The organism is Embleya sp. NBC_00888, assembly GCF_045207655.1.
In the GTDB taxonomy this organism is placed as follows: Bacteria; Actinomycetota; Actinomycetes; order Streptomycetales; family Streptomycetaceae; genus Embleya.
The window spans coordinates 254,139-273,295 of sequence record NZ_CP108784.1; the positions used below are offsets into that span (position 1 = coordinate 254,139).

The 19,157-nt window shown below is 69.0% G+C and carries 15 protein-coding genes and 4 pseudogenes; 11 read left to right on the forward strand and 8 right to left on the reverse strand.

The window, feature by feature from the left end; translation table 11 throughout:
- Position 1: 1 nt before the first annotated feature.
- The 4 genes and pseudogenes from OG948_RS01065 to OG948_RS01080 form a co-directional block, all read right to left on the reverse strand.
- Positions 2–946: pseudogene (locus OG948_RS01065) on the reverse strand (IS4 family transposase); the annotation flags it as partial.
- A gap of 67 nt (positions 947–1,013) precedes the next feature.
- Positions 1,014–1,973, reverse strand: a pseudogene (locus tag OG948_RS01070) (ISAzo13 family transposase); the annotation flags it as partial.
- Positions 1,974–2,134: 161 nt separating this feature from the next.
- Positions 2,135–4,378: a SpoIIE family protein phosphatase gene (locus OG948_RS01075; protein WP_406292980.1), complete on the reverse strand. Its 2,244-nt coding sequence runs from the start codon at positions 4,376–4,378 to the stop codon at positions 2,135–2,137.
- 55 nt (positions 4,379–4,433) lie between these two features.
- Positions 4,434–5,453, reverse strand: coding sequence for a sensor histidine kinase (locus tag OG948_RS01080; RefSeq protein WP_406300161.1), 1,020 nt, complete (start codon positions 5,451–5,453; stop codon positions 4,434–4,436).
- A gap of 7 nt (positions 5,454–5,460) precedes the next feature.
- On the opposite strand from OG948_RS01080, the pseudogene OG948_RS01085 reads away from it, so the two are divergent.
- Positions 5,461–5,785: pseudogene (locus tag OG948_RS01085) on the forward strand (IS701 family transposase); the annotation flags it as partial.
- Positions 5,786–5,929: 144 nt separating this feature from the next.
- On the opposite strand, the gene OG948_RS01090 reads toward OG948_RS01085, so the two are convergent.
- Genes OG948_RS01090 through OG948_RS01100 form a run of 3 tightly spaced genes read right to left on the reverse strand, consistent with a single transcriptional unit; the run spans position 5,930 to position 9,101 of the window.
- The gene (locus tag OG948_RS01090) at positions 5,930–7,513 is read right to left on the reverse strand and encodes an AMP-binding protein (RefSeq protein ID WP_406292982.1); all 1,584 of its coding nucleotides are present in this window, start codon (positions 7,511–7,513) and stop codon (positions 5,930–5,932) included.
- A complete protein-coding gene (locus tag OG948_RS01095) occupies positions 7,510–8,655 on the reverse strand; it encodes a thiolase C-terminal domain-containing protein (protein WP_406292983.1) in 1,146 nt (381 codons plus the stop codon). The genes OG948_RS01090 and OG948_RS01095 overlap by 4 nt, the downstream gene beginning before the upstream one ends.
- Positions 8,652–9,101 (reverse strand): Zn-ribbon domain-containing OB-fold protein, encoded by a 450-nt coding sequence (locus OG948_RS01100; protein ID WP_406292985.1) that lies wholly within the window; start codon positions 9,099–9,101, stop codon positions 8,652–8,654. Before OG948_RS01100 ends, OG948_RS01095 begins: the two co-directional genes overlap by 4 nt.
- 116 nt (positions 9,102–9,217) lie before the next feature.
- Between OG948_RS01100 and OG948_RS01105 the strand changes: the two genes are divergently transcribed.
- The 10 genes from OG948_RS01105 to OG948_RS01150 all read left to right on the forward strand — a co-directional run bounded on the left by OG948_RS01105 (position 9,218) and on the right by OG948_RS01150 (position 18,217).
- Complete coding sequence (locus OG948_RS01105) at positions 9,218–10,603, forward strand: amidohydrolase family protein (RefSeq protein WP_406300162.1); 1,386 nt, start codon at positions 9,218–9,220, stop codon at positions 10,601–10,603.
- A gap of 124 nt (positions 10,604–10,727) precedes the next feature.
- Positions 10,728–11,597: a fumarylacetoacetate hydrolase family protein gene (locus tag OG948_RS01110; RefSeq protein ID WP_406292986.1), complete on the forward strand. Its 870-nt coding sequence runs from the start codon at positions 10,728–10,730 to the stop codon at positions 11,595–11,597.
- Between the two features lie 22 nt (positions 11,598–11,619).
- Positions 11,620–12,579, forward strand: coding sequence for an MBL fold metallo-hydrolase (locus OG948_RS01115; protein ID WP_406292987.1), 960 nt, complete (start codon positions 11,620–11,622; stop codon positions 12,577–12,579).
- A gap of 173 nt (positions 12,580–12,752) precedes the next feature.
- Positions 12,753–13,163 (forward strand): transposase, encoded by a 411-nt coding sequence (locus OG948_RS01120; protein WP_406292989.1) that lies wholly within the window; start codon positions 12,753–12,755, stop codon positions 13,161–13,163.
- A 310-nt stretch (positions 13,164–13,473) separates the two neighbouring features.
- The gene (locus OG948_RS01125; protein WP_406292990.1) at positions 13,474–14,238 is read left to right on the forward strand and encodes an SDR family oxidoreductase; all 765 of its coding nucleotides are present in this window, start codon (positions 13,474–13,476) and stop codon (positions 14,236–14,238) included.
- Positions 14,235–15,008: a crotonase/enoyl-CoA hydratase family protein gene (locus tag OG948_RS01130; RefSeq protein ID WP_406292991.1), complete on the forward strand. Its 774-nt coding sequence runs from the start codon at positions 14,235–14,237 to the stop codon at positions 15,006–15,008. Before OG948_RS01125 ends, OG948_RS01130 begins: the two co-directional genes overlap by 4 nt.
- Positions 15,005–16,168: a CaiB/BaiF CoA transferase family protein gene (locus tag OG948_RS01135; protein ID WP_406292994.1), complete on the forward strand. Its 1,164-nt coding sequence runs from the start codon at positions 15,005–15,007 to the stop codon at positions 16,166–16,168. Before OG948_RS01130 ends, OG948_RS01135 begins: the two co-directional genes overlap by 4 nt.
- Positions 16,165–16,878 (forward strand): CoA transferase subunit A, encoded by a 714-nt coding sequence (locus tag OG948_RS01140; RefSeq protein WP_406292996.1) that lies wholly within the window; start codon positions 16,165–16,167, stop codon positions 16,876–16,878. The genes OG948_RS01135 and OG948_RS01140 overlap by 4 nt, the downstream gene beginning before the upstream one ends.
- A 4-nt stretch (positions 16,879–16,882) precedes the next feature.
- Positions 16,883–17,521: a 3-oxoacid CoA-transferase subunit B gene (locus tag OG948_RS01145; protein WP_406292998.1), complete on the forward strand. Its 639-nt coding sequence runs from the start codon at positions 16,883–16,885 to the stop codon at positions 17,519–17,521.
- A 117-nt stretch (positions 17,522–17,638) separates the two neighbouring features.
- The gene (locus OG948_RS01150; protein ID WP_406293000.1) at positions 17,639–18,217 is read left to right on the forward strand and encodes a TetR/AcrR family transcriptional regulator; all 579 of its coding nucleotides are present in this window, start codon (positions 17,639–17,641) and stop codon (positions 18,215–18,217) included.
- Between the two features lie 163 nt (positions 18,218–18,380).
- Here OG948_RS01150 and OG948_RS01155 read toward each other — a convergent pair.
- A pseudogene (locus tag OG948_RS01155) lies at positions 18,381–18,560 on the reverse strand (transposase); the annotation flags it as partial.
- Between the last annotated feature and the right edge of the window lie 597 nt (positions 18,561–19,157).

Below are 19,157 nucleotides of genomic sequence, written 5' to 3' on the forward strand. Positions count from 1 at the left end.
TGACCTGGCGATATGAAGATTCCGCTTCCCACCTGTCGCGGTACGGGGCTGCGAGTTCGGCGGCCGGGTACTGCCCGGGGTCGAGCAGATCGGTCAGCGGCCGGATGACCTCGCCGCCGTCGACCCGGTACTCCACCACGCGTAGGACGACGTGGCCGGGTGCCGCGCGTTTTTGTCCCGCCGGGTTCATCCGGGCCGGATACGTGCCGTCGCCCAGGTGCTCGATCGGCCGGGTGGCGATGCACGATTTCGCTCGGATCAGCAGGTGGGCGCCGGCGTCGGTATAGGCGCGCCACAGGGCAACCCCCGCAAAGGCCCTGTCCATGACGACGAGCATGCCGCCGGCCGATGGGGCGAGCTTGATCGCCGTTTCCGGTTCGCCGTTACAGAACCCGCCCATGGCCGCACCGCCCATGGCCGCGTCGATCTGCGCGTGGGTGCCGGTCTCGGTCGACGTCACCACGCGTACCCGGGGGAAGCCCGCATCCTGGCTGCGCGCGTCCTTCATCCCGCCGAGCCGCCGCCGGTTCGCCTCCGCATCCGGAGCATCCAGTACAAAACCATCCACCGCGGCCAGACGCATCCCACGGTGGAAGGAGCCCTCCAGGCCGACGGGAGCCAACGGGCCGGCCAGCTCCCGGAAGATCGTCTCCAAGACCTGCGGGCCCAGCCGCCCACGGGCCCGCGTGAACGAGGACTTGTTCGGGATGCTTCCGCTCAACTCCGCGATACCGCCGACCAGTTGCTCCGCCACGTCATCGTAGGAGTCCTGCTGGAACAGGGCCAGGGCGAGTGTGAAATAGACCATGAACCCGGCCGGCAACGCACCGGGCTTCTTGTCACGGACGCCACATCTCTCCAACACCCCGGCGACGAGTTCGGGTGTCACCCATCGGGACACCACACCCAGCCGCACATCATCGGACAACCCCACCCACGGATGCATGCCGGGCTCAACGACCCCACTGCTCCGGCGTCACGAAACTGCCTGCCCTGCTCAAGCAACGGCATTGGGTGCCGCGCGGGAAGTGGCAGACCGTAACCATCAGGCCGGCGTCGGCGGCGAACGCGGCCAGCTCGGCCTTCCACAGCCGGTAGCGGTAGCTGTTGGAGCCGCCGGCGTCTGCGGTGATCAGCAGCCGGGACGCCGCGGGGTAGTCGTGCCGACCACGCGCCTGCCACCAGCGGCGGATCGAGGCGGCGGCGAACGCGGCGGTGTTGTGGTCGACGCCGACGTTCACCCAACCGGTATTCGCGGTCATGTCGTAGATTCCGTACGGGATCACCGTGTCCACGTGCGGGCCGGCGAAGAAGCCGTGGTCCTCGACCTCGACGGGCCGCCCGGCCGGCCGCCATTCGCGCCCGGGCATCGGCAGCTGCCCCAGCTGTTCCTTCTTCTTCGCGTCCACGCTGATCACCGGCTCGCCCGCGGCCTGGTGTTCTTTGACCTGCTCGTTGATATAGCGGAACTGCGCGTCCCGGTCGGGGTGTTGATCGCCTTCCAGGGTCTTGGCGGTGCCCTGCAGGCTGAATCCGTGCTCCTTGAGCAGCCGGCCCACCGTGGGCGCGGTGACCCGATGTCCCTGCCGGGACAGCTCGGCGGCCGGCTGCCGCAGTGACTTCGTCGTCCAGCGCAGGGGCGACATCGGATCACCACGCTCGTCCGGCTCGACCAGCGCCATCAGCGCCGGAACCAGCTCAGGGTCGACCGCCTCGGCCCACATCCGCCCGCCGCCGGGACGCCGGACACGTCCTTCGGGCAGCGGATCGACCCCGGCCTCGAGTTCGAACACGCCCTTGCGGACCGTTGTCTCGCTGACCTCGGCTATCCGCGCAACCACACCGACGCCTCCATGCCCGAGCAGCCGGGCCTCGGTCGCCAGCGCCAGACGCCGTTGACGCTCGTTCAGGTGCGGGAGCAGAACGTCGAACCGTCGCGCCAACTGGCTGCGGGCCTCGTCGGGTATGCGCATACCACATCAACGAGTTCGTCTCCGCGAAGCAACGCGTTGTTTCTTGACGGCTTCACCTGTTGCGGGCCTCGTTCCGATACGCGGCCCGCCAGGACCGGGACAAGATCGCGAAAGCTCGCAAGCGGGCGTATCAGGCGCCCCGCCGGGACGGATTCCCGTGCCTACGGCCTGTCCGCGCGCACGCTGATCTCGAACCAGGTCGTCTTGCCCCGTCCCGCGGGCGAGCTGCCCCAGGCCGTGGCGAGGGCGTCGACGATCAGCAGGCCTCGTCCCGACTCGGCCTCCACATTGCGTGCGTCGTCCTGGAGCAGCGTGGTCGGAACGGGGGGATACGGATCGCTGTCGCGTACCTCCACCCGGATCCGGTGCCGATAGGCACGCAGTCTCAGGTCCACCTCGCTGTGGGCGTGGATGAGCGCGTTGGTCACGACCTCGGAGACCAGTACCTCCAGGTCGTCGAGCATGGGTAGCAGCGACCACCGTTGCAGCACGTCCCGCAGGAAGCGGCGGGTCTGGGCGACCCCGAGCAGGTCGTGCCGTTGCACCGACATGCGGGCGACGCGCGCCGTCTCGTGCGGCCGCGCGCCTTCGAACCGCATCAGGACAAGGGCTGCGTCATCGCTGCCGGCCTCCCGCGCCGAGCCGGCGTGGACCATGGCGTCGGCCAGCACTTCGAGGTCTTCGCCGCCCTTGTCGGCGAGCAGACCGGTCAGTCGCACGACCGCGTTGTCGAACCCCAGCCGGCGTTCCTCCAGCAGGCCGTCGGTGAACAGTGCCACCACCGATCCCGGGCGCAGATCGATCGCCGTCTCCCGGTAGACGGCCCGCGTGTCGACCCCCAGCGGCGGCCCGACCGCGAGTTGCGGCTGCGCCACGTCGGGGCCGTCACCGACCAGGGGTCCCGGGTGCCCCGCGCTCGCGATGGTGGCGGCGCCGGCCGCCACGTCGACCCACATGCAGCAGCACGTCGCGAACAGGTTGGCGTCCAGGCCCGACAGCACGCTGTTGCTCCGCTCCAGCACTACGGCGGGGCCATGCCCCTCCGCGGCGTACGCCCGTACGACGCTGCGCAGTTGGCCCATCACCGCTGCGGCGGCCAGGTTGTGGCCCTCCACGTCGCCGATCACGAGCCCGATACTTCCGTCGGGCAGGTTGAGCACGTCGTACCAGTCACCACCCACCGCCACGCCCTCGGTCGCGGAGAAGTACCGGGCGGTGGTGACCGCTTCGGGTATGTGCGGCGGGCTCCCGGGCAGCAGGGTGTGCTGGATCCTGCGGGTGAGGGCGTGCTCGACCTCCTGCGACCGGGCACGGGTCAGGGACTGGGCCACCTGCTCCAACAGGAGGCTCAAAAGCGTGGTTTCCGTGGCGGACAACGGCTTCCGCGAGCCGGTGAACTCGATGGTGTAGCAACCCATCGCCCGGCCGCTGTGCAGCAGGGGGAAGTATCCGCGCGCTCCCTCGCCGGGATCCACGGTGACGCCCGGATAGGCACGCTCCACCTCTTCGCCCGAGCCGAAGATCCTGGCCCTGGCCGTGGCAACCGTGTCGGTCTCCGGAGTGCGCCGGGACAGCGGCGTCCCTTCGATGTCGCGGACCGCTTCGCGGGGCAGACCGGCTGCCCCCGCCACGTGCAGCCGCTCCCCCTCGACGACGGACAGCGCCGAGGCCCTGCCGCCGAAGGCCTGGACAACCCTGGTCTGGGCGAGTGCGAGGATGTCGGAGACCTGCGCCGCACCGGCCAGCTCCCTGGCAAGCCGCTGGATCTGGTACAGGTGGCTGCTGCGGACCGTCGCCGACGCCACGGCCTCCAGCAGCCTCGGCTCGAGGTCCGGGTCGCCTGCGGCGGGCTCCGGTCCCGCGGGGATGAACACCGGAACGGCGGGAGCCGTGACGGCCTCTTCCCCCCCGGTCAACTCCTCAAGGTCGGCGGCCAGCCGGTCTGCGACCGCCTGCATGTACTCCCGCTCCTCGGTCGTGACCGACCTCGGCGGTACCAGACGTATGCCGATGGTCCCGAACCGGTTCCGTGAGGTTCGTATCGGCGCAGAGACGACCGCCATGGAGAAGGTGATGTTGGTCGGGAACCGATGCGGCGATCGACGTACCCCCTCCCATACGTCGACCTCGTCGAAGGCCACCAGGTTCCCCGTCCGATACGACCGTGTCGTCGGCCACGAAAGGTCGTCGATGTCGAAACCGGACGGAATGCCGAAGCCCAGAGGAGAGTCCACGATCATGGACGCGGCCAGTGTCCGGCGGCTTTCCGTCGGGAGATAGGCGGCACAGGTGCTCGCTCGCAGCCGGTGATACACGTCCAGCAGGGCGGAAGCGACCAGCCCGCCCTGGCGCGTCCCCGGGTCGATGACGCCGTAAGGCGGCTGGGCAAACAGTTCCCGGTCCATGAGACCTACCGTCGCTTGGGTAAACGAAAGCCCCTCTTATTCCCTGCATAAATATTCATTCATTATCAGGTCCATTGTAGACAAGCCAGATCAGAGCGCCATAAGCATTGTCGGAGCCACCGAGGCGGACTGTGTCGAACTCTCTGAACCTCGGCTCCGGATGATCGTCGAGCATGCCCGAATCCTTCTCCTCGACCGCGGGAGGACCCTGACGCCGCGGGGCCTCCCGCTGGGATTGCGCAGGGTCGGGGACCGTCGACCCGGCGACCGCATCAACGGCCAAGCCGCTCGTGCCGGTTTCGCTTTCGGGTGCGAGTGGGGGTTGGCTCCGTGGGCTTTTTGGAGTGGGGGCTCGAGGGAGGGCTATGGCTATGGTGAGGCCGCCATGGTGGTTGGCGGTGGTGGTGATCCAGGCGGCGTGGGCTTGGACTATGGACAGGCCCAGGCCGGAGCCCTTGGACGAGCCGGGGCGGTCGGGGCGGAAGCGGCGGAAGAGTTCGAAGAGTTCGGGGATGTGGTCGGCGGGGACGATCGGGCCGGTGTTGCGGACGCGGAGGGAGCCGGCCGAGACGCCGACCGTGAAGAAGCCGCCCGCGTGGTTGTGACGTACCGCGTTCTCGACCAGGTTGGTGACCAACTGGCGCAGCAGCAGCGGGTCGCCGAACACCACGCCGACGGCCAGGTTCGCGTCCATCCGCACACCCGCCTGCTCGGCCGCGGACCGGGTCCGTCGGAGGACGTCGGCGGTCGACTCGTCCAGCGCGACCGCGGACGCCTGGACGTTGCCGCGCTCGCCCAGCGCGAGGCCGAGCAGGCCGTCGATCAGGCGCTCGGTGCGCCGATTCAGCGCCAACAACTGTTCGCGCGTCTCGACGATGTCCTGGGGCGAGTGCGGGTCGGCCAGGCCGATCTCGATCGCCGTGCGTTGGACGGTGAGGGGGTGCGCAGCTCGTGTGAGGCGTTGGCGACGAACAGTTGTCTGCTGTCGAAGGATTTCTCCGGCGATCGAGCATCCCGTCGAACGTGTCGGCGAGTTGTTCGCCGTGCTCGCGACCTTGATGGCCGCCGACGGCACGGCGGTCAAACACTGGGTTCTGGCCCGCCGCAGCGTGAACCGTCCCGACGAGATCACCCACTACATCGCCTGCTGCCCCGCCGAGACCACGTTGGACGAGCTCGTACGCGTCGCGGGCAGACGGTGGAGGAATGCTTCCGGACCGCGAAGCAGGAATGTGGCCTGGACGACTGCCAGGTCCGCCGCCACGACGGCCGGCACCGCCACATGACCCTCGCCATGGCCGCACACGCCGCACTCACCGTCGCCCGCGCCCACCACCTCGACGACACCGAGCAGAAACGGGTCCTCCGACCTCGTCCACCTCAGCCTCCCCGAGATCAGGCGCCTGATCCACCGCCTCAACCACCGCCGACCCGCCCCCGTCGACCACATCCTCCACTGGTCACACTGGCGACGACGACGCCAACACCAAGCCCGGATAAGCCACTACAACGAGGCGACCCGCTCCACCCTGACGGGCAAACACCGTTGCCCTAGGAGCCCGAGCGCCGCTGTGCGACCAGCGCGGCGATCTGTGGGCGGTTGATCTTCCCGGTGCTGCTGCGGCCGACGGAGTCGACGAAGTGGAACTCGCGCGGTGTCTTGAACCGCGCCAGACGGTCGGCCAGGTGACTGCGCAGGCGGGTGGCAGCCGGCTCGCCGCCCTCCTCGCCGCCCTTCAGCTGCACGACGGCGACGACGCGCTGCCCCCACTCGTCATCCTGCACGCCGACAACCACGGCGTCGGCGACCGACGGCTCCGTCACGAGGGCGGCTTCCACCTCGGCCGGGTAGATGTTGACGCCCCCCGAGAGGATCAGATCGGAGCGTCGGTCGCCGACGTAGAGATAGCCGTCCTCGTCGAGGTGGCCGATGTCGCCCGCGGTCCGGAACGGGTCGTGGGTGTCCGATGCCCCGGCGGGGATCGAGTCCCCGGCCGCACCGCTGTAGGTGAAATCGAAGCCACCGCTGACGTAGATGGTGCCGGGCTCGCCTGCGGGGAGCGGCCGTCCGTCGCTCCCGCGGATCTCGAGCCGGATGCCGGGTGCCGCGCGGCCTGCGGAGCCTGGTTTCTGCAACGCCTCCTCGGAAGTGATGATCGTGGCGATGCCGAACTCCGTGCACCCGTAGTACTCGGTGAGGACCGGACCCCACCACTGGATCATCCGGTGCTTCAGCTCCGGCGGGCACGGTGCTCCAGCGTGGGTGACCAGCTGGAGCGAGCGGCCTGAGAAGGAGTCGCGGATCGACTCGTCGAGGTCGAGGAGCCGATGAAACATGATCGGGACCATGAACGTGGTCGTGACGCCGAATCGGTCGATGAGCGAGAGCGTCTCGGCCGCGTCGAACCGTGTGGTGATGACGAGTTCCTGCCCCAGGTGCAGGGCGCAGAGCGCGTTCAGATTCGGTGCCGGGTGGTAGAGCGGGGCGACCACCAGGTGCACCTGGGGGAGCCCGGTGTCGGTGTCGTACTGCGCGAACCGCTGCCGAGCTCGGGCATCGGCAGCCTCGTCGGGGGTCGTCGTCGGCAGCGCCCGACGGACACCCTTGGGGCGCCCGCTCGTCCCGGAACTGTAGTACTGCACCGAGCCCGCGCTCCGCTGCGTCGGCGCAGAGGCAGGATGCCGTGCGAGCAGGTTCTCGGCCGAGAGTCCGTCCGACGCGCCTGCGACCACGACGACACGGTCGGGGGCGAGGCCGCCACCCAGGCGAGCTCCCTCGACGGCAAGCGACTCGAGGGCAGACTCGGTCACCACGGCGCGAGCCCCGGAATCCCCGATCAGGTAGGCGGCCTCGGAGGCGGTCAGGTGCCAGTTGACTGGCACGAGGTATAGGCCGATCTGCTCCGCCGCGAGCTGTGCGGCGATGAAGGTCGCACTGTTCCGCAGGACGAGGGCCACGGTCTCGCCGCGCTGCAGATCCAGGTCGTCCTGCAGCAGGCGGGACCAACGGTGGGCGTCATCGAGCAGGTCGCCGCGCGTGACGGTCTCGGACCCGAGCCGCAACGCGACGGAGTCGCGGTCGCAGGCCGCGATCTCGAAGAAGCCCCGAGCAGGCGCGGCCGCCGGTGTTGTCATGCCGACACCTCCTGGTTCGAGAGCACCAACGTCGCCGCCTCCGAGAAGAAGTGTCCGACACCCTGGACCACACTGACATTCACGTCGGGCACCTGGGCGAACGCCTCGCCCCGGAGCTGGCGGACAGCCTCCTGGATCGCGAACATCCCGTACATGCCGGTGTGGGTGTAGCGAAGGCCGCCGCCGTTGGTGTTCATCGGCAGGTGCCCGCCCGGGGCGGTGTTACCGTCGGCGACGAACGCGCCGGCCTCCCCGCGCCCGACGAAACCGAGCGCCTCGAGGCCGTACAGCGGCACGTGTGCGAACGCGTCGTAGACCATCAGGTGATCCACGTCGTTGTGGCTGATGCGCGCCTCGGTGAAGGCAGCCGCGGCCGACCGCTCGAACGTCTCGGCGCGTGTGAGGTCGGGCATCTGCGACACCAAAGGGCTGTCGGCCGCCTCGCCCGACCCCCACAGATAGACGGGGGTGCGGCGCAGTTCGCGGGCGCGCTCTGCCGACGTGACGACCAGTCCACCGCCTCCGTCGCTCACCATGCAGCACATGAGCTTGGTGAACGGCCAGGCGATCGGCGTCGATGCCAGGACCTCGTCGACGCTCGCGAGAGAGGGGCGGGCGGCTCGGGTGTTTCCGTGCGCCCACTCGCTCTGTCGAGCCGGCACGGAGGCCAGCTGCTCGAGCGTCGTCCCCGTCTCGTGGGCGTAGCGGAGGTAAGGGAGCGTGAACATCGTGGGTGGGCCGTTGACGCCGAACGGTAGCTCGAACTGACCGAGCATCCCGTCGGCCGGCATCGGACGCGGATGGCGTCCGACCACCGACCGACGGGATTCGCCGTGCAGCACGAGGACGACTTCGGCCTGTCCAGCGGCGATCGCGGCAGCAGCGTGACGCACGTGCACCAGAAACGACGTTCCGCCCACGCTCGTGCCGTCGAACCACGTCGGACGGACTCCCAACGCGTGAGCGATCTCGACCGGGTTGTGCACGGCGCTCGTGATGCCGTCGACATCGTCGAGGCTCAGGCCGGCGTCGGCGAGAGCGAGCAGCGCGGCATCGACGTGGAGGTCCAACTCGGACATGGCGGGCAGTCGTCCGAGGCTCGTTTCGGCGGCGCCGGCGATGGCGGCCACGGGGCGACTCACGCGGCGTGCCCCTCTCGGGGGGCGAACACCGGGACCACCTGGCCGCGCCGGTCCTCGAAGGCGACCTGCAGCGGCATGTCGATGACCAGATGGTCGGGCACAGCGTCGTTTCCGATGATGTTCGTCATCATGGTCGGCCCTTCCTCCAGCCGGACGATTGCGATGACGTGCGGACCGACTGCTTCGAATCCGGGGGCGGGGAGGTGGTTGACGACATAGCTCAGCAACGTCGCGCGTCCGCTCACGTCAACCCACGACACCTCGCGGGAGCCGCAGGACGGGCACGCGATGCGGGGGTAGAAGAAGTGCGTTTCACAGGAGCCGCACTGCTGGACCGCCAGGCGGCCCTCGGTCGCGGCGTCCCAGAAGGGGCGGGTGGTCGGTGTCGGCAGCGACTGCGCGGCGCCTTCGCCAGGGGTGATCCCGGACGCAAACATTGGTACCATGAGCGGTACTATACAGGTCGTTATGATACCGTCCAGTCGTTGTCGGCACTCGGCGCGACGGAGCGGAAGGAAGATTCGTGGGCACTCGAACGATCTACACGGGCGCGTTGGTCCTGGTGGGCGACCCCCGCAGCGGCAGCTTTCAGCGAGTCGACGTCGAAGTCGTCGACGGCCGGATCGGTCGGCTTGCCGAGAACCTCGGGGCCACGCCCGAAGGTGCCGATGTCGTCGATGCGTCCTGGGCTTGGATCATCCCGGGGTTCGTGGACGCGCACCACCACATGTGGCAGGCGACGATGCGCGGCCTCACGGTGGACTTCACGCTGTCGGACTACGTGTGGACGATCCGGCGCAACCACTCCGGCGTGCACCGCGCGGTCGACATCTACAACGGGACGCTCGGTGCGGCCGTGGGGCTGCTCGACTCCGGCACGACCTGCTCGGTCGACTACTCCCACAGCATCTTGACCCCTGAGCACGCCGACGCGGGCGTGGCGGCCATCAACGAGTCCGGAATCCGTGGTGTGTGGTGCTACGGGCTCTATGACCCCCACACGGCGAATCCGTACTTCACGTCTGTCGAGTCCCGTCTCGAGGACGCGCGACGCGTGCGTTCATCGTTGTTCGAGACCAGCGGCGGGCGGGTGCGCTTCGGGATCGCCCCGACCGAGATGAGCCTGAACGGCATCGAGCAGGCCGCCCAGGAAATGGTGCTCGGGCGCGAGCTGGACTGCCTGATCCACACTCACACCAACGCCCGGTGGAAGCCCGGATACCGGTCGGAGATCAAGCAGTTGGCCGAGGCTGGGCTCCTCTGGTCGCACCAGCTCCACTCGCACTGCAACACCTCCGACGCCGAGGACTTCGCAATCCTGGCCGATCATGGGGCCAAGGTCTCCTCCACCCCCGAGACCGAACTCAACATGGGGATGGGGTTCCCGATCGCCGCCGTCGCCGACCGCGCCGGTGTCGTGGCGGGGCTGGGAGCGGACATCCAGTCGAACAACTCTCCCGACATGTTCACGGCCATGCGCCTGATGCTGGCGGGGGAGCGCGCGCGGGCCAATCAGCGCGCGCTGGAGGAGAAAGGCATTTACGACATGGGCGGCCTCGAGTTGCGTGCTGCCGACGTGCTGTACTTCGCGACGCTCGGCGGAGCCATCGGTCTGGGCCTGGAGGACGAGTGCGGTTCGATCGACGTCGGCAAGGCCGCCGATCTCCTTTTCATCCGCAACACATCCCTGAACCTGACACCGGCGGTCGACCCGATGGGTGCGATCGTCATGAGCGCTCGAACCTCCGACGTCGACACCGTCCTCGTCGGCGGCGAGGTCGTGAAGCGGGACGGCGCGATGCGTGCCGACCTCGTCGAGAAGGCGATCCGAGGCCTGCAGGAGTCGGGCACCCACATCGTGAACGAGTCGCAGGCGTACGGAGGCATGATGCCTCCGCAGCCCGAGTGGTGGGGCGCCGCGACCGCAGCGACGGGCTCGCCGTCATGACCCGTCGGCGGCCTCCTTTCGAGCGCCGGGACGGCGAACCCCAGGAGACGACATGCGGTGGGTGACATGCCGGCACGGGCACGGTCTGCGGGTCGGTCTGATCGTCGACGACGCGGTGCATGTCTTGGACGACGACCGCACGCTGATCGACGTGATCTCCGCAGGCCAGGTCGCAATGGAGCGCATCGCCGAGACGGTGCGGCGATCGCCCGCGACCGTCGTCCCACTCGAGTCGATGGTGCTGCACTCCCCGATCCCGCAGCCGCCCTCCGTGCGCGACACGGTCGGCTTCCTCGACCATGTCCGCGGGTGCCGAAGGGCCTACGGCCGTGACCCGGAACTCGGCGAGGTCTGGAGCCGTGTTCCCGCCTTCTACTTCGCCAATCCGGCCACCCTGTTCGGCGCTCGCGACGACGTCGCGATCGCGCCGGGCTCACGCTGGTTCGACTTCGAGCTCGAAGTCGCAGCGGTCATCGGCACGCCCGGCTCGAACCTGGATCCTGTCGCCGCCCAGGACGCGATCGCGGGCTACATGCTCTTCTGCGACTGGACCGCCCGGGATCTGCAGCAGACCGACATGGCGCTCGGCATCGGTCAGGGCAAAGGCAAGGACTCCGGCATGACGTTCGGTCCGTGGCTCGTGACCGCCGACGAAGTCGCGAACCGGCTCGTCGACGGTCGCCTCGACCTCGAGGTGGCGGTCGAGGTCAACGGCGTCGAGATCGCCCGCGGGACGACCGGTGCGATGGACTGGACCTTCGGAGAGATCGTGTCGTTCGTGTCGCGCGGCACCCGTTTGGTCCCCGGCGACGTCATCGGGTCCGGCACGATCCCCGGCGGTTGCCTGCTGGAGCACCTCGTCGGTGACCCGGAGACCTACGACGGATGGCTGAAGCCAGGCGACACCGTCTCACTCAACGGTCGCGCCCTCGGACGCACACATCAACGCATCGTCGACGGCGCCCGCCCTCACCCGCTCTCGAGCGGCTACTGATCCCGACCGACACGAGGAACCTGTGACGAACACCTACACGCGCGGCCTGCACGAGATCGCCGCGGGAATCTGGGCCTGGCTGCTGCCCGACGGCGAGTGGGGCATGAGCAACGCGGGGCTGGTGCAGGGCGAGGGGCAGAGCTTCCTCGTCGACACCCTCTTCGACCTCACCCTCACGAGCGAGATGCTGGACGCCATGGCGGACCTGACCGCCTCCACGCCGATCCAGGGCGTCCTGAACACCCACGCCAACGGCGACCACTGCTTCGGCAACCAACTCCTCGACGACACGGCCACGGTGTACGCGACGAGCGAGACCGACCACGAGATCCAGCACGGCACGACCCCCGAACGGCTCCACATGTTGGCGACATCGGACTTCGGACCGGTCCTGTCGCCCTTCCTGCGGAGCTGTTTCGGAGCGTTCGACTTCACCGGCATCACTCTGCGAAACGCCGACACGGTCTTCGACGACTCTCTGACGGTGACAGTCGGCGGTCGCGATGTCGAGCTGTTGCGGCTGGGCCCGGCGCACACTGCCGGCGATGCCATCGCCCACGTGCCCGATGCCGGGGTGATCTTCGCCGGCGACCTCCTCTTCATCGGTGGGACGCCCATCATGTGGGCCGGCTCGCTCACGAACTGGCTGCGTGCCTGCGACCGGATGACCGCGCTCGATCCGACGGTCGTGGTGCCCGGTCACGGACCGCTCACCGACGTCGGCGGGGTCGCGGAGATGCGGGGCTACCTGGCCCACGTCAAGGACCGCATCGCCGACGGGGTGGCGGCGGGTCGACCGTGGCGCGAGACCGCCGACCGGATGGATCTGGACCGATACGCCTCCTGGCCGCAGGCCGAACGCATCGTCGTCACGACCTACCAGGCCTACCGGCAGGCTGCGGTGGACACCCCTCAGGAGGACGGCATCGACCTCTTCGGCGAGATGGCCGCCTGGCAGCAGCGCCATGCAAGGAAACGCTGACGCCCCGGCGCCGCGGCCGACGACGGATGGTTCGGCCGATCTCTCGGCAGCGAGGCGGGCCCGTGGTCTCGCGACAGTCCGACGTGCTCGACGCACTCGAAGCGGCGTTCCTGGACGAGTGTCGGCATACAGCAATGTGGCTCTGACACGAAAATAGAATTCTCCGTGCCTTCGTGGTCCGCTACCACCTCGACGAGATCGACCGCCTGCGATCCACCGCCGCCGCGTTCGACACGCGCATCGCCACGCCGTTGTCCGAGCGGGAACGCGACCTGGACCTCCTCGACACCATTCCCGGGGTCGGCCGGCTCGCGGCCGAAGTGATCCCCGCGGAGACGGGCGGGGACATGGCCCGGTTCACCACCGCCCAGCACCCCACCTCCTGGATCGGCGTCTGCCCGGGACAGAACGCATCGGCCGGGGTGAACAAGTCTGGGCGAACCCGACACGGCAACGGCAACCTCAAGCGCCTGCTCGGAGTCGCCGCCATGGCCGCGATCCGCAACAAGGACTCCTCTCCGTCGGTGTTCTTCGCCGCGTCTTCGCCCGTCGGGGCGGGAAGGCCGAGCTGCTCGGCGTCGTGATTCGCAGACTTCGGGACCCCGAGGTGCTGGCCCGGCTCTGTGCCGCACGAGGCGAGGCGTTGGAGCGGTTCGGGCATCTCTGCCGCCGTGGCCTGTCCTGATCGGGCGTCGCCGAGAGCCGGCGGGGGGAGCACATCCACTTGTGCGGTACCAAAGAAGCATCTATAGTACCAGAAATGTTACCAGCATCACGCGCTGGTCCGCGGTGTGCGCGGTGGAACGGCGGTGGCGCTCTTGGCGCCGCTCAGATCGCTGACGACCCCGCAAGGATCTGCGTCGACGTGCTCTTCATCGTCGGAAGGACCTGTCAATGACCGACACCCCATCGGTGTACGTGGTGACCGGAGGTGCCGGCGGACTCGGCGGCGCCACGGCGAAGCTCTTGGCGGAGCGCGACGTGTCCGTCGTGGTGACCGACCTGGTCGACGCCGACGAGAGCGAGCTGCGCGCGCGGCTCGGTGAGCGCGTGACGTTCGTCCGCGGCGACGTCTGCTCGGAGAGCGACCTCGGCCAGGTGCTCGACCACGCCTCCGAACGCGGCACGATCCGCGGGCTGGTCCACTGTCCGGGAAAGGGTTTCCCCCGCAGGATCGTGGACCGTGCCGGGACGCCATTCCCGCTGGACCGATTCGAGACCGCTCTGAGGCTGAATCTGGTGGGCACCTTCAACGCCCTGCGGCTGACGGCCGCACGCATGGCCACGAACGACCCCGACGAAGGCGAACGCGGGTCGATCGTCATGACCGCGTCGGTCGCCGCCTGGGACGGGCAAGTCGGACAGATCGCCTACGCCGCCGCGAAGTCCGGCATCGTCGGCATGACCCTGTGCGCCGCTCGTGACCTCGCCGACCTCGGCATCCGCGTCAACACCATCGCTCCTGGCATCTTCGATACCCCGCTGCTGGCCCGGTTCTCCCAGGACATCCGCGACGGCCTCGCGGAATCGGTCACCTTCCCGAAGCGCCTCGGTGCCCCGGAGGAGTACGCCTCACTCGCCGACCAGCTACTCCACAACCGCTACCTGAATGGCGAGGTCATCCGGCTCGACGGCGGCATCCGGATGGCGCCCCGATGAGCGCCGCCGGCGCCCCGGTCTTGTTCGAGGAGACCGACGGTGTCGCGACGATCACCCTCAACCGTCCCGCCGTGCGCAACGCCGTCGACGCCTCGATGGCGGGAGCTCTCGCCGAGATCGTCGACCACCTGGACGATCGCAGCGACCTCCGCGCAGCCATCCTCACCGGTACCGGCGGCAGCTTCTGCTCGGGCATGGACCTGAAGGCCTTCGTCCGTGGCGAGAAGTCCTCGATCCCGGGCCGCGGGTTCGCCGGATTCACCGCCCGCCCTCCTGCCATCCCCGTGATAGCCGCCGTCGAAGGTGCCGCCGTCGCCGGCGGCTGCGAGCTCGTGCTCGCCTGCGACCTGGTTGTCGCGGCCGAGTCCGCACGCTTCGGGGTGCCAGAGGTCAAGCGCGGATTGGTCGCCGTGGGCGGCGCACTCCTCAAGCTGCCGTCGAGGATCCCGTACCAGGTCGCAATGGAGTGGATCCTGACCGGCGACCTGGTCGGCGCTCGTCGCGCCCACGAGGTGGGGCTGGTCAACGCGGTGGCACCCCACGGTGAGGCACTGGCGGTCGCCCGGCGCCTGGCAGACCGCGTCGCCGCCAACGGCCCGCTGGCGCTTCGCGCCAGCAAGCAGATCGTCGCGGCGTCGTCCTCGTGGAGCCACGAAGAGGCGTACGAGCGTCAGCTCGAGATAGCGCGCCCGGTGACGGAGTCGGCGGACGCCCAGGAGGGCGCCCGTGCCTTTGCCGAGAAGCGAAGCCCCGTGTGGAGCGGTCGATGAGCGCGGGGCCGCTGGAAGGCGTGCGTGTCGTCGAGCTCGGCGGGATCGGACCGGCGCCGTTCGCGTGCATGATGCTCGCCGACCTCGGCGCCGACGTCATCAGGATCGACCGGCCGGGAGCCGAGCTCCACCCGGTGATGCACCGCAATCGCCGCTCGATCGCGCTCGATCTCAAGCCTCCGAAGGGCCGCGCGATCGCGATGCGGCTGATCGCGGCCGGCGACGTCGCCATCGAGGGCTTCCGCCCAGGGGTGGCCGAACGCTTGTGCCTTGGGCCTGACGACGTCTCGCGCGAGGCGCCGCACGTCGTGTATGGCCGGATGACCGGTTGGGGACAGGACGGCCCCTGGGCACAGCTTCCCGGGCACGACATCAACTACATCGCCCTGACCGGTGCCCTCCATGCGATCGGCCCCGCCGACGGGGACCCAGTGGTGCCACTCAACCTCATTGGCGACTTCGGCGGTGGCGGCATGCTGTTGGCCTACGGCGTCCTCGCGGCCGTCGTCAGCGCTCGCACCACAGGGCGAGGGCAGGTCGTCGACGCCGCGATGATCGACGGCTCGGCGGCCCTCATGGCGATGCTCCACGGGTACCTCGCCGAGGGGCGATGGGTCGACGAGCGTGGGGTGAACCACCTCGACGGCGGCGCTCCCTACTACCGGACGTACGCGTGCAGCGATGGTCGGCACGTGGCGGTCGGCTGCATCGAGCCACAGTTCTACGCGAGCCTGATCGAGGGGCTTGCCCTGGGCGACGATCCGGACTTCGCGGCCCAGGACGATCGCTCGCGATGGCCGTCCATGGCGCACCGCCTGCAGGCGATCTTCGGTTCGAGGCCGCGTGATGAGTGGGCCGAAGTGTTCGCCACGAGCTCGGCCTGCGTCACCCCGGTCCTGTCGATCGGTGAAGCGCCACTGCACCCGCACCACGTCGAACGGCAGACCTATACCTCGCTCGGCGACGGTCACATGGCGCGACCCGTGCCTCGCTTCGCAGGAACACCTGCCGCCGAGCCGCGCCCGGCACCCGTGGTCGGTGGCGACGGCTTGGCGCTGCTGGGGGAGCTCGGCCTCGAGGCAGCGGAGGTCCGGAGTCATCTTGAGGCGGGGGTGGTCGTGCTGCCGCCGAGCGCCACCGACGAGGGGGGACCGAGGTGACGACGGCGCGCGAGCTCGTGGCTCGTCACGTGTTCGACGGCATGACGATCGCCGTCGGGGGTTTCGGCCTCTGTGGCAACCCGTTCGACCTGATCGAGGCGGTCCGTGACTCGGGCGTGACCGGCCTGACGATCGTCTCCAACAACATGGGTACCGACGGCAAGGGCCTCGGCGTGCTCCTGGAGGGTCGGCAGGTCCGCAAGGTCGTGGCGTCCTACGTCGGTGAGAACCGCCGGTTCGCCCAGCAGTACCTCGACGGGCAGCTTGAGATCGAGTTCACCCCACAGGGCACCCTGGCCGAACGGCTCCGCGCGGGCGGGGCGGGGATTCCCGCCTTCTACACCCCGACCGGAGCCCACACGATCGTCGCCGAGGGCAAGCCGACCACACGGATGGGCGGCCGTACCGTGATCCTGGAGCACGCGATCGTCGCGGACCTCGCGCTCGTGCGCGCCCACCACGCGGACGCGGCGGGCAACTTGACGTACCGAATGACAGCGCGGAACTTCAATCCCGTCGTCGCCACTGCGGGGCGGGTCACGCTCGCGGAGGTCGACCGGGTGGTGGAGGGGTACCTCGACCCCGACCTCGTGCAGACGCCGGGGATCTACGTCGACGAGGTGGTCGTCGCGTCGGCGCGAGCGCCGGAGATCGAGCAACGGACGACGCGGCCGCGGCAGTCCGAAGGAGGCGCCCATGTGGAGGCGTGAGCAGATGGCCGCCGTCGCGGCGCGCGAGCTGGTCGACGGCGCATACGTCAATCTCGGGATCGGCATTCCGACGTTGGTGGCGAATCACGTGCCGGCGGGCATCCGGGTGACCCTGCAAAGCGAGAACGGCATGCTGGGCATGGGGAAGTTCCCGCTCGAGAGCGACGAGGACGCCGACCTCATCAACGCCGGTAAGCAGACGGTCACGATCGAACCGGGTGGCAGCTTCTTCGGGTCCGACCAGTCCTTCGCAATGATTCGCGGCGGCCACATCGACCTGGCGATCCTCGGGGCCATGCAGGTGTCGGGGTCGGGCGACCTCGCCAACTGGACGATCCCCGGTGTGCTCGTCAAGGGCATGGGCGGCGCGATGGACCTCGTGGCGGGAGCCCGGCGGGTCGTCGTCCTGACCGACCACACGACGAAGGACGGCCGGCCGAAGATCGTCGAGACCTGTGACCTGCCCCTGACCGGCCGCAGTGTCGTGAACCGGGTCGTCACCGACCTGGCCATCTTCGACGTGACGCAGGCAGGTCTGACGCTGGTCGAGCTCGCCCCCGAGGTGACGCTGGAGGAGGTCCGCGACCGCACGGGCTGCCAGTTCGACGATCTCCGAGAGGGTACGGCGCACGGCATCGACTGACGGTGCAGCCGCCCGACCACGACTCCAGGCCCAGGAAGCGGTATCGTTCGCGACCTCGGAGTACCGTGAATCGGGCCGGCCCAGTCCCGGCGACGACGCAGTGAAGTGAGGTGGACCATGCCAGGCGTCAGGTCGAACGCCCTTTCCGGGCGGCAGTCCGACGTACTCAACGCCCTTGAGGAGGCCTTCCTCGCTGAGGGCTTCCGCCATCTCACGATTGGTGACATGGCCGCCCTCGCTCGCACCTCCCGCCGCACGATCTATCACCTGGGGCAGAGCAAGGACGAGGTCGTGGTCGGCGTCGTCGACCGCTACTTCAACTCGATGGGCAAGGAGGCGCTGCGCCGCGCCCACGACACAGCGAATGTGCACGACCAGATCGAGGCCTACCTGTCAGCCTCCGTTGAGCGCAATCGTCGAGCCAGCCGTCAGTTCGTGCACGACGTCGAGAACTATCTGCCTACGAGCCACGTCTACGACCGCCATCAGGAGATCGCGATTCGGGAGCTGGAGACGATCGTGCGAAAGGCGATGGAGCGGGGAGAGGTCACCGGGGGGTCGCCGGCCTTGTGGGCCGAGATGCTCGGCGCCGTGATCCGTCATCTGCGGAACCCCGATGTGCTCGATCGAGTGGGCGCCACCCGCGGCGACGCACTCGAGTTGTTCGGGCGGTTCTGCCGCCGCGGCCTGGCCTGAGCTTGACTCTGCCGGGGATCTTGGATGGCCGGACTCGACTACCGAGGGTGCGCCAGGACTTCGGCCTGGGAATCTCGTTCTCATCCAGGAAGGTCTGGAAGGCAGTCGGCGGTCTCGGTGGAGAGGCTTCCTCGGTCACTGACCGGCCGCTGAGGCGTTCGATGTTCACGGCGATGGCCGTGAGTACGTGTTGCAGGTGGGCTTTCGGCTGTCCTCGGTAGTGGCAGCGGCGCATGCCGTGTCCGTGGGCGAACTCGTCGATGGTGCCCTCCACTCCGGAGCGGACCGCGTGGCGCGCCTCCCACTCGGGTGTCTGCTGCTCGCTGCGGACGCGGACTTGCAGGAGTTCTCGCGGAGGAAGCCCACCTTCCGGGCGCTATCGGGGGAGCTGGTGCACCGCGTGCCGGCCCTGACTGACCTGGCCTCGGGGGCAGGTGACCTGTCGGCGGTCGAAGGCGGTCGGCGCGGTCGTCCCGGGCCAGGCGCTCGCGGAAGTCGGCGAGCACACTGTGGTGGAAGCCGGGATCGTCCGGTTCCAGGGCCAGGGCATGTGAAGTCGATGCGGCGTCGGACCGCTTCCGCTATCTGACGGTCCGACAGACCGAGCAGGAACTGCGGTACACACGCCTGGCCAGTTGGGCGGGCGAGATGCCGGGGCGTCCGTCGCGCGGGTATCCGCGCGCGAAGTTTTCGTCGCATCACAGTCCGTCCAGCCGGTCTCTCACCCACATCGCCGTCGTTCGGATTGCTCGCGCGCGATCTGCGCGGTCAGAGACGGGACTTGCTCACCGGATCGGGGACGGAGCGAACTCCAACATCCCCGGCAGAGTCAAGCTGAGCCGCGATCGTGTAGCCGCTCGATAGGCGGCACCGGCAGGGACTGAACGGCATGGGATCGCATTTGATGTAGCCGCCCCTGCCGCCCTGCCGCCGTGGTCCG

Coding starts and splice junctions, on each gene's coding strand:
- OG948_RS01135 (WP_406292994.1), top strand. CDS start 15,005: ATGAGCGCGGGGCCGCTGGAAGGCGTGCGTGTCGTCGAGCTCGGCGGG.
- OG948_RS01130 (WP_406292991.1), top strand. CDS start 14,235: ATGAGCGCCGCCGGCGCCCCGGTCTTGTTCGAGGAGACCGACGGTGTC.
- OG948_RS01150 (WP_406293000.1), top strand. CDS start 17,639: ATGCCAGGCGTCAGGTCGAACGCCCTTTCCGGGCGGCAGTCCGACGTA.
- OG948_RS01125 (WP_406292990.1), top strand. CDS start 13,474: ATGACCGACACCCCATCGGTGTACGTGGTGACCGGAGGTGCCGGCGGA.
- OG948_RS01100 (WP_406292985.1), bottom strand. CDS start 9,101: ATGGTACCAATGTTTGCGTCCGGGATCACCCCTGGCGAAGGCGCCGCG.
- OG948_RS01090 (WP_406292982.1), bottom strand. CDS start 7,513: ATGACAACACCGGCGGCCGCGCCTGCTCGGGGCTTCTTCGAGATCGCG.
- OG948_RS01075 (WP_406292980.1), bottom strand. CDS start 4,378: ATGGACCGGGAACTGTTTGCCCAGCCGCCTTACGGCGTCATCGACCCG.
- OG948_RS01145 (WP_406292998.1), top strand. CDS start 16,883: ATGGCCGCCGTCGCGGCGCGCGAGCTGGTCGACGGCGCATACGTCAAT.